At 70.9% G+C, this 16,190-nt stretch carries 11 protein-coding genes; 2 read left to right on the plus strand and 9 right to left on the minus strand.

All coding sequences use genetic code 11. From position 1 onward, the window contains the following. Positions 1-34 precede the first annotated feature (34 nt). The 9 genes from AMK10_RS23285 to AMK10_RS23325 all read right to left on the minus strand — a co-directional run bounded on the left by AMK10_RS23285 (position 35) and on the right by AMK10_RS23325 (position 13,423). Positions 35-439 (minus strand): hypothetical protein, encoded by a 405-nt coding sequence (locus AMK10_RS23285; protein WP_073749838.1) that lies wholly within the window; start codon positions 437-439, stop codon positions 35-37. Between the two features lie 36 nt (positions 440-475). After that, complete coding sequence (locus AMK10_RS23290) at positions 476-3,652, minus strand: glycosyl hydrolase 115 family protein (protein WP_382567576.1); 3,177 nt, start codon at positions 3,650-3,652, stop codon at positions 476-478. Between the two features lie 81 nt (positions 3,653-3,733). Next, entirely contained in the window at positions 3,734-5,269 is a 1,536-nt protein-coding gene (locus AMK10_RS23295) for a sodium:solute symporter family protein (protein WP_073749840.1), read from the minus strand. A gap of 63 nt (positions 5,270-5,332) precedes the next feature. Next, on the minus strand, positions 5,333-6,601 hold the full coding sequence (locus AMK10_RS23300) for a glucarate dehydratase family protein (protein WP_073749841.1): 1,269 nt from the start codon (positions 6,599-6,601) through the stop codon (positions 5,333-5,335). A gap of 37 nt (positions 6,602-6,638) precedes the next feature. Continuing rightward, complete coding sequence (locus AMK10_RS23305; protein WP_073749842.1) at positions 6,639-7,742, minus strand: endo-1,4-beta-xylanase; 1,104 nt, start codon at positions 7,740-7,742, stop codon at positions 6,639-6,641. Between the two features lie 145 nt (positions 7,743-7,887). After that, on the minus strand, positions 7,888-10,290 hold the full coding sequence (locus tag AMK10_RS23310) for a glycoside hydrolase family 3 N-terminal domain-containing protein (RefSeq protein WP_073749843.1): 2,403 nt from the start codon (positions 10,288-10,290) through the stop codon (positions 7,888-7,890). Positions 10,291-10,342: 52 nt separating this feature from the next. Continuing rightward, entirely contained in the window at positions 10,343-11,242 is a 900-nt protein-coding gene (locus AMK10_RS23315) for a carbohydrate ABC transporter permease (protein WP_073749844.1), read from the minus strand. 4 nt (positions 11,243-11,246) lie between these two features. Beyond that, positions 11,247-12,176, minus strand: a complete 930-nt coding sequence (locus AMK10_RS23320; RefSeq protein WP_073749845.1) for a carbohydrate ABC transporter permease — start codon at positions 12,174-12,176, stop codon at positions 11,247-11,249. Between the two features lie 2 nt (positions 12,177-12,178). Then, a complete protein-coding gene (locus tag AMK10_RS23325; protein ID WP_107428483.1) occupies positions 12,179-13,423 on the minus strand; it encodes an extracellular solute-binding protein in 1,245 nt (414 codons plus the stop codon). 214 nt (positions 13,424-13,637) lie between these two features. Between AMK10_RS23325 and AMK10_RS23330 the strand changes: the two genes are divergently transcribed. Continuing rightward, on the plus strand, positions 13,638-14,696 hold the full coding sequence (locus AMK10_RS23330) for a LacI family DNA-binding transcriptional regulator (protein WP_073749847.1): 1,059 nt from the start codon (positions 13,638-13,640) through the stop codon (positions 14,694-14,696). A gap of 393 nt (positions 14,697-15,089) precedes the next feature. Beyond that, positions 15,090-16,175 carry a WD40/YVTN/BNR-like repeat-containing protein gene (locus AMK10_RS23335; protein WP_073749848.1) on the plus strand — a complete coding sequence of 362 codons (1,086 nt, stop codon included), beginning with the start codon at positions 15,090-15,092 and terminating at the stop codon, positions 16,173-16,175. Positions 16,176-16,190: the final 15 nt, after the last annotated feature.

Below are 16,190 nucleotides of genomic sequence, written 5' to 3' on the forward strand. Positions count from 1 at the left end.
GCGATCGTCGAATGACGAAGGGGTGCCTCGCCCGTCACCTCCCGGGCCGCAGCCTGCACCGGAGACGGATGTCGGCCTCGGCGTCGTACATCTGGCTCCAGCTGCGCCCGCTTCCCGATGTCCATGTCACCTGGACGTGTCCGCCCTCCGCCCTGACCGCCTCCACCGTCATCAGCCGGTCCGCGTCGCGGACGTCGCCCCGCAGCAGCTCGCGCGCCTTGACGGTGACGGGCTCCGCCGCGCGGGCGTTCTCGGCCTCGGCGGCGGCCGCGAGGAGCGCCGCGGCCAGTTCCCTGGCCGCGGCCGGTGTGCAGGACCAGGAGGCGCCGGCGGGCGTGCCCTTGATCAGGATTCCGACCTGGAGGGGGCCCTCGGCCGGTCCCGGTGCCACCTCCAGCGTCGCACCGTGTCCCTCGGTGTCCCGGATCTCGATGCTCATCCCTGCCGCCTCCTCGTCCTGCTCGTCCCGCTCCGGTCAGCTCAGCCGGAGACTCTCCGGCGGGCCCAGATAGCTGGGCTTGAGGCCGCCGGTGTCCACCACGAGGTTCTGGAGTACCACGGTCGGGTCCACCATCCAGAATTTCAGGACGTGCGCCCCCGCCCGGCCGATGTGGTGCACGGTGCCGGTGCGGTTGACGTTGTCCGAGGTGTTGCGGGCCCACTGGGTGTTCATCGTGCCGTCGTCCGCCCCCGTGACCGAGGTGATGTTGACGGACTGCGGCACCTCGTCGTCGAAGGAGACGGCGTACGTGAGCCCGTCGGACGCCAGGGCGTTGTTGCGGGGCGACAGATACGCCCAGACCGTGACCGGACCGGTGGTGAACAGGCTGACGCGGTACTCCAGCCGGGGCCCCCGGCCGCCCGGGGCCTGGCGCCCGGCGGTGACCGGGAAGGGCTCCATGCCCGATCCGGTGCGGCCGATGTCCGGAATCCGCCGCCAGGAGATGCCGTCGCGGCCGACCGCCCGGTGGAAGTGGTCGGCCTCGATGGAGACGTAACCGTTGGCCTCGACGAATCCCCTGAGCTCCGCGCGCTCCAGGCGGGGCCGGTCGGCCACGGCCTGGACCACGACCTCGCTGCCGCCGGGTCCGGAGATCGTGACGGGGACCCGCGTGACCCCCTTGGGCGCACGCGACCAGTCCACCCGGAAGGTGACCCTGGTCTGGGCGTCCACCCGGCCGCGGGTCCGGTCGGCGATCAGCCAGGAGGCACCCGTACGGATGCGGAAGTCGAAGGGTTCGGTGCCCCGGTTGAACACCTCGACGTACTGCGCGGGCTGGCTCTGGTACGGGCTGAAGACCGGCAGCACCGCTTCGGTCCCGTCACCGGCCCCCGGCCACCAGGCGGACGAGCCGTCGACCGCAACGCCCATCTCGGCCCTGTGCGGGAGTTCGATGCGCCGGACGGCGGGGAAGATCTCGTCGGCGAGGGCGACGTTGTTCAGCTCGGGCTGCTGCCAGGGGGCGTTGGGGCCGTAGCGGTCCACATCGCCGTAACCGATGTGCGGCTGGGTCTGGAAGCCGTTCCACTTCCCGTCGGCCACCTCGGTATTGAACCGGTCGGCGAGGGCGAAGTCCTCGGCGAGGCCCGACTCGGCCGTGGCGGCGAGCTGATTGGTCAGCGCGCGGCCCTGCGGTGCGTAGTGCAGGTTGGTGAACTCCGCCTCGCGCAGGGCGTAGAGGTTGGCGGTCGCCCGCACGGCGTAGCCCACGAGTTCGTACCAGGCGTCCTGGGCGGAGGCCGGCAGACCGCGCCGGACGCGTTCCGCCGCGGCGTCCAGGCGCCGCCAGTCCTCGGTGACCCGCTCCAGCTCGCGGTAGTCGACGATGCTGAAGGGTGTGGCCCGGTCGTCGTAGACGATGGCCGAGGAGTCCTTCGCCGGGTCCTTCGCCGGGTCGAGGGTGATCTTCCGGTTGAGCAGCTCGGGCTTGCGGCGGGACTGCAGCCGGGCGTAGGCGCGCAGGATCTCGGCGATCTCCTCGGCCTGTTTCTCGCCGAAGTTCTGCGCGGCGTACCGCTCCTCCCACTCCGGGAGCGCCTCCAGGGGCCAGCGGCCGGGGTTCCAGGCGTACTCCAGGAAGAACTGGGTGGGCAGTTCGTTGCCCTTGAGGTCGCCCACGTTGGTGACCCAGAGACCGTGGTTGCCGTAGGCCGCGCTCTGGTGGAGCTGGTCCCACATGTTGGGGAGGGACGCGGTGTCGACCCACTTGTAGTTGCGGCCGACCCCGACGTAGTCGAAGTGGTAGTACAGGCCGTAACCGCCGCCGCGGGCATCGTTCTTCAGGTCGGGCAGCTTGCGGACGTTGGCCCAGTTGTCGTCGGTGAGGACGACGGTGATGTCGTCGGGGACGCGCAGCCCGCGGTCCCAGTAGTGCTGGACCTCCTTGTAGAGGGTCCACACCTGCGGCACGCCGTCCTCGGCGCCGAGCTCCTCGGCGAGGATCTCGCGCTGGGTGGCGATGATCTCGGTCATCAGCTCGATGCCGTCGCCGTCCGGCAGGCTGACATCGCCGTTGCCGCGCATGCCGAGGGTGACCACGCCCTCGAAGTCCTCGTCGGCCATGCGGCGTATGCCCTCGCGCCAGTAGGCCTTGATGGCGTCGGCGTTGCGGCGGAAGGACCACTCACCGGTGCCGCCGTAGGGGTCGTGGCCGGGCTTGGTGATGGTGCCCGCGCTGTCGCGCACGGCGGCGACTGCGTGCCGGTTCCACTCCTCGATGCCCCGCATCATGGGTGCCTCGTGCGAGGTGCCCATGACGACGCCGTAGGCCTTGGCGGTGGCGTGGTTCCGCGGGTCGTCCTCGGCGAAGGCGCGCCCCCAGACGGCGGGCCAGAGGTAGTTGGCCTTGAGGCGCAGCATGACTTCGAAGATCCTGGCGTAGAAGGCGGCGTTGAACCCGCCCTCGAAGCCCGGAGCCTTGCCGGGGCCGAAGAAGGCGGGGGCCCAGGTGCCCAGGGCAGGGTTCTCGTCGTTGATGAAGAAGCCCCGGTACTTCACGGCGGGGGTGCCCTGGCTGTGGAGGCCGGGCCGGACGTACAGGGCGTCGCGGTGGACGGGCGTGACGTCGTCCCACCAGTACCAGGGCGAGACCCCGATGCCCCGGGATACGTCGTACGCGCCGAAGATCGTGCCGCGCTGGTCGCTGCCGGCGATGACGAAGGCGCGGTCCACTCCGGGCAACGGCTTCTCGACCACGGTCTGGAGGCTGGTCTCCCACTTGCCCGTGATCCCGGAGGCCTTCAGCCTGCCCTCGGCGATCAGGCGGTCGATCAGCGGGCTGCGGCCGATGGTGCCCACGAGGACGATCTCGCGGCCCAGGGGCACGGCGTCCTTCGAGAGCGCGGGGCGGACGCCCGTGACGCGCTCGATGTCGTCCCGGAGGTCGCCCGCCACCCGTACGACGCCGTCGTGGTCCGTGGCGCTGACCACGACCGGAGCCGCCCTGCCCGACCTGACCAGGGGAAAGGCACCGGAGCTGGGGGTGAACGAGATGTATGAGCCCGGGTCGGTGGGGTGGACCGCCGAGGAACCGGCGGGCGCGGCCGACGCCTGGCCGGTCAGGCCCATCAGCGCTCCGAGCGGTGTCGCCGTCAGCGCCGTGATGCCGAGTCCGGCCCCGAGGACCGATCTGCGGCTGGTGTGCTTGTCCATGTTGCTCTCCATTTTGTTCACATACATGACAAATTGGACGGGCGTGAGCCCCTGGCGGAGGTGCGGTTCGGGCCTACGCCCTCATTCGGGTACGGCGGGGGACGCGGCGGGCCGGCCGGCGGCCGGTGCCTGCGCGCGCCCCTCGTCCGGCGAGGGCGAGAGCGCGGCGGTGATCGCGTCGGCGGTGTCGTCGGGCTCCGGGGTGATCAGCCCGACGACGATGTACACCACGAGCGAGGTGGCGAGCGGGGTGACGATCACGAGCGTCTGGTCCGTGCTGTCGAGCACGAACTTCACCAGGAGGTACCCGAGCAGGCCCAGCGCCCAGGAGGAGAGGGCGGCCCGTGGGCCGAAGCGCCGGAAGGCGGGCAGCAGTCCCAGCAGCATCGGGATGGATATGGGGCCCATCACGGCCGCGACCAGTCCGACGATGATGCCCAGTACGCCGCCGAAGTGGTCCGCCTCGATCGCGACGATCATGCTGACGCCGATGAAGACCACCGTGCACACCCGGGCGACGAGCAGACCGGTCGCCGGGGAGAGGTCGCGGGCCCGGCGGGCGACGGCCGGGATGATGTCGCGGGTGACGACCGCGGAGACCGCGTTGGCGTCGGACGAGGCCATCGCCATGGTGTGGGAGAACATCCCCGCCAGCGTCAGTCCGACGAGCCCGGCGGGCAGATACGACTCCGCCATCAGCGCGTAGACCTTCTCGGGGTCGGCGATGCCCGGCAGCAGGACGGCCGCGGCGACGGGCGGGAACAGCAGCACGGCCGGCCAGAACACGTACAGCAGGGCGGAGAGCCCGGCCGAACGGCGGGCCGCCTTCGGCGAGTCCGTGGCCATGTACCGCTGGGCCAGGTTCCACATGCCGCCGTTGTACTCGAAGAGCTTCACCACGACGTACGCCCCGAGGAAGGCCGCGGTGTACGGGCCGACGAGCGGCTGCCCGTGCCCCTCGGGAAGCCTGTCCCAGAGGGTGCCGAGACCCGCGAGGCCGTCTCCGAGACGGTCCAGCACGACCCAGAGCATGGCGAGCGCGGCGGCGCCCTGGATGACGAACTGCCCGAAGTCGGTGAGCGCGTCGGCCCACAGGCCGCCCACGGTGCAGTAGAGCAGGGTGACGATGCCGGTGATCAGGATTCCGGTGGTCATCGACATGCCGGTGAAGACGTTGAGCAGCACGGCCACGGACGCCCACTTGGCGGCCACGTCGAAGACCTTCAGCAAAGCTCCGCTCCAGGCGAGGGCCTGCTGGGTGGGCACGTTGTAGCGCTTGGCGAGGTACTCCAGGGGCGAGGCGACCGCGTAGCGGGCGCGCAGCCGCTGCCAGCGCGGGGCGAAGACCCAGGCGCCCACCGCGGTGCCGAACGCGAGCGGCAGGAAGGCCCAGACGTAGACGGTGATGCCGTAGCTGTAGGCGATGGCGGCGTACGCGACGAAGACCGCCGCGCTGTAGCCGGACATGTGGTGGGAGATGCCGGAGAGCCACCAGGGCATCCGGCCGCCTCCGGTGAAGTAGTCGCTCACATCGCCGACACGGCGGTGCGACCAGAGGCCGATGAGCAGCATCACCAGGAAATAGCCGCCCAGGGCGGCCCAGTCGAGCGGGGCCATCAGAACTCCTCGGTGTGCGTACGTGACGGGGCGGCCGGCGGGGAACCGGCGGGCCCCGGCGAATTACCAGCGGGGCGTCTTCTTCTCGTACGAGGGGTCGGTCCGGCGCATGTAGCCGGTGTCGTCCCGGTTGCGCAGGCCGCACACGATGTACTGCTCGTGCAGCCGGGCGAGGGCGTCGCGGTCCAGCTCGACGCCGAGCCCGGGGCCACGCGGGACGCGCACCGCGCCGTCGGCGAAGGTGAGCGCTCCGGGGGCCACGACCTCCTCGGTCTTCCACGGCCAGTGGGTGTCGCAGGCGTAGGTGAGGTTCGGCGTGGCGGCGGCCAGATGGGTCATCGCGGCCAGGCTGATACCCAGATGCGAGTTGGAGTGCATCGAGAGCCCCATGCCGAAGGTGTCGCAGATCCCGGAGAGGAGCCTGGACCGGTGCAGGCCGCCCCAGTAGTGGTGGTCGGAGAGCACGACCTTGACCGATCCCCGCTCGACCGCGGGCGCGAGGTGGTCGAAGGCGACGACGCACATGTTGGTGGCGAGCGGGATCGGGGTCTCCCGCGCGACCGCCGCCATCCCGTCGAGACCGGGCGTGGGGTCCTCCAGGTATTCGAGGACGCCCTCCAGGCGACGGGCCACCTCGACCGATGTGTCCACGCTCCAGGCAGCGTTGGGATCCAGCCGGAGCGGCATCCCGGGGAAGGCGTCCCGCAGGGCGAGCACCGCCTCGGCCTCCTCGGCGGGAGGGCGTACGCCGCCCTTGAGCTTGATCGCGGAGAAGCCGTAGCCGTCGATCATGCGGCGGGCCTGGGCGACGATCCCCCCGGGGTCGAGGGCCTCGCCCCAGTCGTCCGGCTCCGCCCCGGGGTGGCCCGCCCACTTGTAGAAGAGATAGGCGCTGAACGGGACGGACTCCCGTACGGCGCCGCCCAGCAGATCGCTGACGGGGCGGCCCGCCGCCTTGCCCTGGATGTCCAGGCAGGCCACCTCGAAGGGTGAGAAGACCCGGTCGGCGGCGCTGCTCGTGGTGATCATCCCGGTGAGCCCCGACCCGTCGGGTCCGTCGTCACCGGCCAGCGCCGCGGCCACCTTGCGGTGCATGGCGCCGAGCGCGTGGACGTCCATGCCGGTGACCGCGTCGGCGGCTGCCCGCAGCCGGCGCAGATGCCCCTCGTCCGCGTAGGTCTCGCCGAGGCCGACCAGCCCTTCGGCCGTGTCCACTTCGACGATCGCCCGCAGCGCGAAGGGTTCGTGCACGCCGACCGCGTTGAGCAGCGCCGGGTCCCGGAAGGCCACCGGAGTGATCCGCACTCCGGTGATCCGGAGGTCCGTCGTCATTCCGTCGCCTCTTCCGTACCTGTGGGGATGGTGTGGTTCAGTGCCTGCCGGCGGCGAGCGTCAGGGTCTGGCGCAGGGTGCCGTAGGCGGGCTTGGGGGCGTAGTTCTCGTCGAGGATGTTGGCCGCGCCCTGGCCGGGGAAGGTGTCCGGCACCCAGGAGTAGGCGTCGGTGAAGCCCCATACGGTGAAGTCGTTGCAGCCCGGGGTGAGGAGGCAGCCGCGCAGCAGGACGCCGTAGCCCTCGGCCTGGGCCTCGAGCTTGGTGCTGTCGGCCGGCATGGGCATCCGGACGTCGGCCTCGGTGATCGCGGTCTCCAGGCCGAGGCGGTCGAAGCGCGCCAGGTTGTCGGCGATGTCGTGGGGCGCGCTGTACTGGACGCCCAGGTGGCCCTGGACTCCCACGCCGTGGATCGGCACGCGCTGCTTGCGCAGCTCGGTGACGAGGTCGTAGAGGGCGGTGCTCTTCGCGTTGACGCCCTCGATGTTGTAGTCGTTGATGAACAGCCGGGCCTTCGGGTCCGCCTGGTGGGCCCAGCGGAAGGCGTCCGCGATGTAGCCGGGGCCGAGCTTCCGCAGCCAGATGCTGTCCCTCAGCGTGCCGTCGTCGTTGAAGGCCTCGTTGACGACGTCCCACTGCCAGATGTCGCCCTTGAAGTGCCTGACCTGGTCGGTGATGTGCCGGCGCAGGATCTCCCGGAGTTCACCGGCGGTGAAGTCGCCGTTGTTCAGCCAGGCCGGCAGCTGGCTGTGCCAGACCAGGGTGTGGCCGCGGACCAGCTGGTTGTTCTTCTTCGCGAAGTCGACGAGCTCGTCGGCGGCGGCCCAGTCGTAGGTGCCGCGCTGCGGTTCGACCGCCTCCCACTTCATGACGTTCTCCGCGGTGACGGAGGAGAACTCCCCCGCGACCTTGGCGCGGTACGGGGCGTTCTCGGCCAGCGCGGTCGTGTTGACGGCCGTGCCGATGCGCAGACCGGCCTTCTTCCCGAGGCCGCCGAGCGTCTGCGGTGCCGCGCTGTGCGGGGCCTGCGCGCCGTGTCTCGCGGAGTCGTCGGCGGCGGCGGAGGTGGAGAGGGTGAACGCCGAGACGAGGAGCACGGCGGCGGCGGAGCCCACCGCGACCGAGCGAGTTGCCTTGAGCATGACAGGTACCTTCCGGTGAGGGCGCGCGGACGCGAAGCCGCCGGCCGAGCGCGCCTGAGTGGCTTTCGAAAGTTTCGGCATCACCCCGCGCACCCCTGAGGGTGCGCGGGGCGGGCGCGTGCGGGGAGCCGTGGCCCCCCGCACGTCACTTCTGTGCGAGCGGCGCGTCGACCGATGTCTCGCAGACCATGCGGCGCCGGTGGTCGACGGTGCGCTCCGGTCCCGTGAGACGCAGCCGTACGGTGTGCCTGACATCGGCCCGGTCGCTGGAAGCGGCGAAACGCAGCTCCAGGTCGCCCGGCTCGACGATCCGGTGCCCCGCGGTCCCGGTGAAGGAGACCAGGTCCGGGTGGAACCGGAAACCGACCCTCCGGGACTCCCCCGCGGCGAGCGGTACCCGGGCGTAGCCGATGAGCCGGGCCTCGGGGCGGGTGGTCTGGGCGACCGGGTCGTGGACGTAGAGCTGGACCACTTCGGCGCCGTCGCGGTCACCGGTGTTGCGGACCGTGATCGCGAGCTCGGTCTCGCCGTCGGTGGGCAGCTCGGCCGGGACGTCGGGGCCCGGCTCCCAGGCGAACGAGGTGTACGAGAGTCCGTGGCCGAAGGGGTAGAGCGGGCTCGGGTCCAGATTGCTGACCCCGCTGGCCAGGCCGAGCGGCGGCTGCAGATAGGTCCACGGCTGCCCGCCGGTGCCCCGGGGGACGCCGACGGGCAGGCGCCCGGAGGGGTTGACCCGCCCCGAGAGCACCCCGGCCAGCGCCGGGCCGCCCTCCTCGCCCGGGAAGAACGCCTGCACACAGCCGGCCAGCCGGTCGGCGTACCCGCCGAGGGCGTACGTACGTCCCGTCAGCAGCACCAGCACCACGGGGGTGCCGGTCGCGAGCAGCGCGTCGAGGAACCGGCCCTGGAGACCGGGCAGCGCCAGGTCGGTCACGTCGCAGCCCTCTCCGGACGTGCCGCGTCCGAAGAGTCCGGCCCGGTCGCCGAGAACGGCCACGCAGACGTCGGCCCCGGCGGCCAGCGCGACGGCGGCCTCGATCCCGTCGGCGTCCGTGCCGTCCACGTCGCAGCCCTGCGCGTAGTCGATGCCGGCGCCGGGGAACTCCTCGCGGAGCGACTCCAGCACCGTCGGGATCTCGATGCCCATGGGCGCTTCGGGGTGCTGGACCCCGACATGGCTCGGGAAGGAGTAGCAGCCGAGCATGGCCAGCGGGTCGTCGGCGCGGGGGCCGACGACCGCGATCCGTCCGGTGCCGCTCAGCGGGAGAGCGCCCCCGGAGTTGGCCAGCAGGACGCACGACCGCTCGGCGAGCTGCCGGGCCAGGGCGCGGTTCCGCGGCGGATCGAGGTCCACCGTGCCGCGCGCCCGCTCCGGGTCCACGCCGTCGAGCACGGGCGGCAGGACCTGCCGATCCGGGTCGAGCAGGCCGAGCTCGCACTTCTGCAGCAGGACCCGGTGCACGGCGCGGTCCACCAGCTCCTCGGCCACGAGTCCGTCCCGTACGGCGGCGACGAGCGCCTCACCGTAGCTGCGCACGGTGGGCAGTTCCACGTCGACGCCCGCCGTCAGGGCCACCCGGGCGGCGTCGCCCCGGTCCGCGGCGACCTTGTGCAGGGTCTCCAGGAAGCCGATCGCGAAGTAGTCGGCGACGACCGTGCCGCGGAAGCCCCAGGTGTCGCGGAGGAGTCCGGTGAGCAGCGAGGGGTCGGCGGCCACGGGGACCCCGTCGATCTCGGCGTACGAGTGCATCACGGAGCGGGCTCCGCCGTCACGGACCGCCATCTCGAACGGCGGCAGGATCACGTCCGCCATCTCCCTGGACCCGGCCCGGACGGGGGCGAGGTTGCGGGCGCCGGCCGAGGCGGAGTAGCCCGCGAAGTGCTTGAGCGTGGTGACGATCCCCGCGGACTCCAGGCCCTTCACATAGGCCGTGGCGACGGTGGCCACCAGATAGGGGTCCTCGCCGACGGTCTCCTCGACGCGGCCCCAGCGCAGGTCGCGCACCACGTCCAGGACCGGGGCGAGCCCCTGGTGGACGCCCACCGACCGCATGTCGCTGCCGATGCGGTGCGCCATCTCGGCGACCAGCTCCGTGTCCCAGGCCGCGCCCCAGGCCAGCGGGACCGGGTAGGCGGTCGCGCCCAGCGTCGTGAATCCGGCGAGGCACTCCTCGTGGGCGATCGCGGGGATGCCGAATCTGCTCCCCTCGACGATCCGGGCCTGGGCCCTGGCCAGCGAGACGGCGCCGACGCCCGCGTCCACCGGGGCGGTGCCGAACGACCGGGTGAGCTGGCCGAGTCCACGCGTGGTGATGTCCTCGAAGTCGATCGGGTCGACCATGTCGTTCTGGTGCGGCGCGACTCCGTCGCCCTCCGCGTCGGCGCCCACCCAGATTCCGTACAGCTGGGCGGACTTCTCCTCGAGCGTCATCCGGGCCGCCAGGTCGGCCACCCTCTCCTCGGGGCTGAGCGAAGGGTCGCGCCACGGGCCGTCGACGGCGGAGGTCGGATCGGCCTGGCGGGCCTGCGGGACAGGGTGGATTGCCATGGCGGCAGGGGTTCCTCTCATGAGTGCGTGGGTCCGGGGCTGCGTCGGTGTGTTACTTGCCGCCCACGCCCATCAGTCCGTTGATCAGCGCCCGCCGGGCCACGAGGTACACGGCGAAGATGGGGATGACGGAGAGGACGATCGCTGCCAGAACCGCGGGGATGTTCACTCCGAACTGGCTCATGAAGTTGAACAGCCCCAGCGTCAGGACGCGTTGCTCCTCCGACTGCGTCAGGATCAGCGGGAACAGGAAGCCGTTCCACGCCTGCAGGGCGGAGAAGATCGCCACCGTGCTGATCCCCGCCTTGGAGAGCGGTACCGCCAGCTGCCACAGCATGCGCAGGGGCGACGCTCCGTCGAGGGCCATCGCCTCGTACATCTCCTCGGAGACATCGCGCATGGTGCCGCTGAGCACCAGGACCGCGACGGGCATCGCGAAGGCCGCGGTGGGCAGGATGATCGCCCACAGGGTGTCGTACAGCCCCATCTTCCCGATCATCAGGTACAGGGGCACGATCACCGCCTGCGCCGGGATCGCGACGCCGAGCAGGAAGGTCCGGAAGGCGAACGACGAGAGGCGGCTGCGGGTGCGTACCGCCACGTAGGCCACCGGGACGGAGAGCACCAGCACGATCGCGACCGTGGCGACTGCGACAACGGCGGTGTTACCGATCAGCGAGAGGAACCCGCTGTCCAGCACGGTGTTGTAGTTGTCGAGCGTGGGATCGGTGGGAATCGCGAGCGGGTCGCCGTTCAGCGCCTCGTCCTGCCGCATCAGTGACGCGGAGACCAGGGTGTAGAGCGGCACCAGGACGATGAGCAGCCAGATCAGCGAACCGATGCCGGCCACCGGGTTGCCCAGGGACCTGCGCCGGCGGGCCGTACGGTCGCGACGCGGCGCGGTGGATGTCACGCGGCGCTGCGGCGCAGCGGGGCGGGTGTCGATCGACATCTCGTCACATACCTTCCCGGGTGGACCGCATGGACCCGAAGCCACTGAGCCGGACCATGATCAACGAGATACTGGTGGCCACGACGACGAGCGCCGTGGCGATGGCCGCCGCGTAGCCGAGGTCGTACGTCTGGAAGCCGGTCCGGTACATCAGGTAGGGCAGGATCGTGGTGTCCGTGCCGGGACCGCCCTTGGTCATGATGAGCACGGTGTCGAAGTACGTCAGCGAGCCGACGATCATCAGGACCGACGAGGTCGTCATCGTGTGCCGCAGCTGCGGCAGCGTGATGTGGAAGAACTGCCGCACCATGCCCGCGCCGTCGATGGACGCGGCCTGGTAGAGGACTTCCGGGATCTGGCGGGCGCCGCCCTGGTAGATCAGCGTGTGGAAGGGCATGAACTGCCAGCCGCCGACGAACGCCACCACGAGCAGGGCGCCGGTGGACGACCCCATGACGTTGGGGTCGATGCCGATCCAGGGTCCGATGGTCTGGATCACGCCGAAGTTGGGGTCCAGCAGGGCGTGGAAGAGCATCGCGATCGCCGTGGTGGAGAGCAGCAGCGGGATGAAGAAGATCGCGGACAGGAAGGCGCGGCTGCGCTGGCGGCCGGCGGCCCACACGCCTAGCAGCAGGGCCACCGGGGTCTGGAAGACCCAGCTGATCGTGGTGAGCAGGAGGCTCAGCCAGGCGGCCTGGCCGAATTCGGAGTCCTTGAACAGCCTGGTCCAGTTGTCCAGGCCGGTCAGGGTCGGGGAGTCCAGCCCGTCCCATTCGCAGAAGGAGAGGTAGACGGCGATCGCCAGGGGGACGATCGCGAAGAGGGCGAAGAAGAGGATGCCGGGGACGGCCCAGGCGACCGGGGGGCGGCCGACGTTGCCGACGGCCGCCTTCCCGTCTCCGTGCCTCTTCGCGACCGGAGTGTGGTGGGACATCGTTACTTGGCGGCCTTCATCGCTTCGACGAACTGTTCGGGAGTGCTCTTGCCGGCGAACAGCTTGCTGATCTCCGTGAGCAGCGGCGTGGCGTACTGGGCTTCGAGCGCCTGGTCCCACGAGAGGGTGAAGCTCGGGGCCTTCTGCACCATCTCGTACTGGTAGGTGGCGAACTCCGGGTTGGGGGAACCGCTGAGCATCGTGGCCGCGTTGGACGTGGTGGGAACGTCACCGTTGTCGACGAGGGCCTGTGCGTAGGACTCCGAGGCCATGGCCTTCAGGAAGTCGACGGCGGCGTCCTTGTGCTTGGTCCTGGCGTTGACGGACCAGTAGTTGGTCGGGTTGCCCACCACGTTCGCGGGGTCGCCCACGCCGCCGGCCACCGTCGGGAAGGCGGTCCAGCCGAGGTCCTTCTCGGCGAACTCGGGGGCCTTGCCCAGCTGCGTGGAGTATTCCCACGAGCCCATGAGGTGCATGGCGGCCTTGCCCTTGTTGAGCAGGGTCGGGGCTCCGCCGTTGCCGTAGTCGACGGAGTTGAAGTTCTTGCCGAAGGCGCCGTCGTCGATCAGCTGCTTGACGGTCTGCGCCGTCCTGAGCACCGCCGGGTCGCCCCAGCCGTCGGTGTCGCCGTCCTGGATCTTCTTGAAGACCTCGGGACCGCCGATCCGGTCCAGCAGGTATTCCATCCACATCAGTTCGGGCCACTTGTCGGAGCCGCCGAGCGCGAAGGGGGTGATCCCGGCGTCCTTGAAGGTCTTGATGGCCTTCTGGAGGTCTTCCCAGGTCTTGGGCGGCTCGATCTTGTGCTCGGCGAAGAGGGTCTTGTTGTAGAAGAGCATCACGGGCTGCATGCCGCGCATGGGCACCCCGTAGATCTTCCCCTCCAGGCTGCCGGCCGTCATGATCGAGGGGAGGAAGCCCTCCTTCAGCGTCGCGTCGTTCTTGACCGTCGACGTCAGGTCCACCAGGTCCTTGGAGTCGACGTACGGCTTGATGGAGCCGCCGCCCCAGTTGAAGAAGACGTCCGGAGCGCTGGGCGACCCCATGGCGCTGCGCAGCTTGTTGACGTAGTCGGTGCCGGGCACCGACACCAGCTTCACCTTGACCTTCGAGGTCTTGTTGAACGTGTCGACCGCGGCCTGCTGAACCTTGACCGCGTCGTCGCCGTAGACGTAGGCGGTGATGGTTCCGCTGTCACTCCCGCCGGCCCCTGAACCGCAGCCGGCCAGCAGCCCGGCCATGGCCATCGCCGCGCCTGCTGCGGCCCATCTCGTCGTACGTGTGCCCTGAGCGAATATCCCCGACCGCATGACCGCACCTCTGTCGAATGTTTCGGCGTGCCTTTCGAATGTTGCCGGAACCGTACGGTCGTGTTTCGGGCCAGTCAAGAGGGCGGGAGGAAGGATTTACGAACCTTGCCCGGACGCGTGTGTACGGCGACAAGGGAGCTACGATTCGTGCATGAGCCCTGCAAAGGTCCAGCCCCAACAGGAGAAGGCGTCCGTCGACGAGTCGTCGGAGAGCACCGCCACGCTGGCGGAGATCGCCCGAGCGGCCGGAGTTTCCGCTCCGACAGTTTCGAAAGTGCTGAACGGCCGCGCCGACGTCGCCCCTGCCACGCGCACGAGGGTGGAGGAGCTGCTGCTGAAGCACGGTTACCGCCGCAGGCGAGGCGCCTCCCAGCAGTCCCAGCTCATCGACCTGGTCTTCCACGAGCTGGACAGCGCCTGGGCGATGGAGGTCGTCCGGGGCGTCGAGAACGTCGCGCGGGAGGAGGGCCTGAGCCTGGTGCTCTCGGAGAGCGCGGGCCGGCTGACCCCGGGCCAGACCTGGGTGGACGGTGTTCTGGCGCGCCGCCCGGCCGGAGTGATCCTGGTGCTCTCGGACCTGGACGCGGCTCAGCGCGCCCAGCTGACCAGCCGCTCCATCCCGTTCGTCGTCGTCGATCCGGCGGGGGACCCCGGGGACGACATCTTCTCGGTCGGCGCGGCCAACTGGCAGGGCGGCCTCGCCGCCACCCGCCATCTGACGGGTCTGGGCCACCGCAGGATCGGCATCGTCGGCGGACCGGCGCGCATGATGTGCAGCCGCGCCCGCCTCGACGGCTACCGCGCCGCGCTGGAGACCTCGGGCGTCCCGATGGCCCCCGAGCTCGTCCGGGAGGGCGAGTTCAACCACGAGGACGGCTATACGGCGGCGCTGGAACTGCTGCGCCTGCCGGAGCCGCCCACGGCGATCTTCGCCGGGAACGACCTCCAGGCGCTCGGTGTGTACGAGGCCGCGCGCGAGCTGGGTCTCCGCATCCCGGACGACCTCAGCGTGGTCGGTTTCGACGACCTGCCGCTGACCCGCTGGATCGGCCCGCCGCTGACCACGGTGCGCCAGCCGCTGATAGAGATGGCCGAGACCGCGACCCGTCTGGTGCTCGACCTCGGCCGGGGCAGGCAGCCGGCCACGACGAGGGTGGACCTGGCGACGAGCCTGGTGGTCCGCAGCAGCACGGCGCCGCCGGCGCGCTGACGGGGGGCGAGCAGGCTGCCGCGGGCCCCTGCCTCCGCCGGCCGGATACGGGCGGACTTGCCTGGGGTTGACCGCCCGGGCCCGGGTACGGGGCGGCTGCCGCCGCTGGGTACGGGCGGGTGCCGTGTGGGGCCGCGCACGTGAGTGCCGACGGGTGCCGTGTGGGGCCGCGCACGTGAGTGCCGACGGGTGCCGACCTGCGCGCTGCGCGACCGTCGGCCGACCGTGCGCGCAGGACTGCGGGGAGACCGGGGCGAGCAACCCCGGACCACCGACCCTCGCCCTTGCCGCGACCGCTGTGACCTGGGGCGACGGCGTATCTCCCGGCCGCTGTCAGTGCCCGGGTGCAGACTGGCACCTGTCCGGCACAACGGCGTTTCGGGAGGTTCTGTCATGACCGAAGTCCTGCTCACCGTGGGCACGCGCAAAGGGCTCTTCATCGGCCGCAGGCGCGGCGGCTCGTGGGAGTTCGGTGAACCTCACTTCAACGCCCAGGCGATCTACTCGATCGGGATCGACACCCGTGGCGGGACGCCCCGGCTCCTGGCCGGCGGCGACAGCGCGCACTGGGGCCCCTCCGTCTTCCACTCCGACGATCTGGGCGCGACCTGGGTCGAGCCGGAACAACCAGCCGTGAAGTTCCCCACGTTCACCGAGGCGTCGCTGGAGCGGGTGTGGCAGCTGCACCCCGCGGGCCCCGAGGCCCCGGACGTCGTCTACGCGGGCACCGAACCCGCGGCGCTGTTCCGGTCGGACGACCGGGGCGAGTCCTTCGAGCTGGTCCGCCCGCTCTGGGAGCATCCGACGCGGTCCAAGTGGGTGCCGGGAGGGGGCGGCGAGGGCCTGCACACGATCCTGACCGACCCGAGGGACCCGGCGGCGGTGACCGTCGCGGTGTCCACCGCGGGCGTGTTCCGCACCAAGGACGGCGGCGAGCGCTGGGACCCGGCCAACAAGGGCGTCTCCGCGGTCTTCCTGCCGGACCCCGACCCCGAGTTCGGCCAGTGCGTGCACAAGGTCACCCGGGACGCGGCGGACCCGGACCGGCTCTATCTCCAGAACCACTGGGGCGTGTTCCGCAGCGACGACTCCGGGGAGCACTGGACGGACATCGGGGCGGGCCTCCCCTCGGACTTCGGCTTCGCCGCGGCGGCGCACCCGCACCGCGCGGACACGTTCTACCTCTTCCCGATCAACGCCGACGCGGACCGCGTCCCCGCCGGTCACCGCTGCCGGGTGTTCCGTACGCGCGACGCGGGCGAGACCTGGGAGCCGCTCAGCCGGGGCCTTCCGGACGGCGACCACTACGGCACGGTGCTGCGCGACGCGCTCTGCACGGACGACGCGGACCCGGCGGGCGTCTACTTCGGCAATCGCAACGGCGAGCTGTACGCGAGCGCGGACGACGGCGACAGCTGGGAGCAGCTGGCCTCGCATCTGCCCGACGTGCTGTGCGTGCGGGCGGCGGTGCTCAGCTGACCGTAGGCGCGCCCA

It is taken from the genome of Streptomyces sp. CB02058, assembly GCF_001905505.1.
Classification (GTDB): Bacteria; Actinomycetota; Actinomycetes; order Streptomycetales; family Streptomycetaceae; genus Streptomyces.

Excerpts from the sequence above, each read along its gene's own strand:
- AMK10_RS23320 (WP_073749845.1), bottom strand. The coding sequence starts at position 12,176 with ATGTCCCACCACACTCCGGTCGCGAAGAGGCACGGAGACGGGAAGGCG.
- AMK10_RS23335 (WP_073749848.1), top strand. The coding sequence starts at position 15,090 with ATGACCGAAGTCCTGCTCACCGTGGGCACGCGCAAAGGGCTCTTCATC.
- AMK10_RS23295 (WP_073749840.1), bottom strand. The coding sequence starts at position 5,269 with ATGGCCCCGCTCGACTGGGCCGCCCTGGGCGGCTATTTCCTGGTGATG.
- AMK10_RS23300 (WP_073749841.1), bottom strand. The coding sequence starts at position 6,601 with ATGACGACGGACCTCCGGATCACCGGAGTGCGGATCACTCCGGTGGCC.
- AMK10_RS23330 (WP_073749847.1), top strand. The coding sequence starts at position 13,638 with ATGAGCCCTGCAAAGGTCCAGCCCCAACAGGAGAAGGCGTCCGTCGAC.
- AMK10_RS23305 (WP_073749842.1), bottom strand. The coding sequence starts at position 7,742 with ATGCTCAAGGCAACTCGCTCGGTCGCGGTGGGCTCCGCCGCCGCCGTG.
- AMK10_RS23285 (WP_073749838.1), bottom strand. The coding sequence starts at position 439 with ATGAGCATCGAGATCCGGGACACCGAGGGACACGGTGCGACGCTGGAG.
- AMK10_RS23290 (WP_382567576.1), bottom strand. The coding sequence starts at position 3,652 with ATGGACAAGCACACCAGCCGCAGATCGGTCCTCGGGGCCGGACTCGGC.
- AMK10_RS23310 (WP_073749843.1), bottom strand. The coding sequence starts at position 10,290 with ATGGCAATCCACCCTGTCCCGCAGGCCCGCCAGGCCGATCCGACCTCC.
- AMK10_RS23325 (WP_107428483.1), bottom strand. The coding sequence starts at position 13,423 with ATGGCCATGGCCGGGCTGCTGGCCGGCTGCGGTTCAGGGGCCGGCGGG.
- AMK10_RS23315 (WP_073749844.1), bottom strand. The coding sequence starts at position 11,242 with ATGTCGATCGACACCCGCCCCGCTGCGCCGCAGCGCCGCGTGACATCC.